This is a genomic window from Arhodomonas sp. KWT (assembly GCF_010993615.1).
In genome coordinates this window covers 1-612 of record NZ_WNXE01000983.1, presented here as the reverse complement: position 1 = coordinate 612, position 612 = coordinate 1, and the positions used below count along the sequence as shown (strand labels likewise).

Genomic DNA, 612 nt, shown 5'->3' with positions numbered 1-612 from the left:
AGGACAAACAGGCGGGCACAGGAAAGCAGGGTCTTCACAGGCTCTCAACCTCGGACGCGCCGGGTACGGGTACACGAAAGCCTCTCGCTACCGGGACAGGCATGCAAGCCGGACCTGTCCACGGTCTCAATAAGGCGGCCCGGCATCCAGCACCTCTGCCCCCAGGAGCACGCGCTCTCGTCACACATCACCAAGCCGCTGAAGCAGCCGATTGGCCGCCGACTCGCTCAGCGTCTTCCCGGGGTCCGGCGCGTAGTAGAGATACAGGGCCAGCGGCCCCCTGGAGCTGGAGCCGGTCAGGCTCCAGAGGAAGTCGCGTGTCTCCCACTTGCCACCCGAGAAGGTCTCCCCGTTCTCGGCGGGGCGGGTGACGATCAAGCCCAGGAGCACGGTTTCGGTTCGCGGGTCGCCGGCACGGAGGCTGGACAGGTTCGCCGTGGAGAACTCGCCCAGGCCGGCGCGTTCGATCTGCTGCCGGTAACGGTCTTTCGCCCTGTCCATCAGCTGACGCCGGGCGTCCGAGCGTGCGAGCACATGGACACTTCCCTCCCTGATATCCGTGGGATCGGTGATATCCAGCAGCTTGTCGAGGACCGCGCGACGCTGCTCGGG

1 protein-coding gene is annotated in these 612 nt (G+C 66.3%); it reads right to left on the bottom strand.

Annotated features, from left to right (window positions below):
* Positions 1-180: 180 nt before the first annotated feature.
* Positions 181-612, bottom strand: a 432-nt coding sequence (locus G7A99_RS23670) for a hypothetical protein (protein WP_163144511.1), incomplete at its 5' end; no start/stop codon positions are given.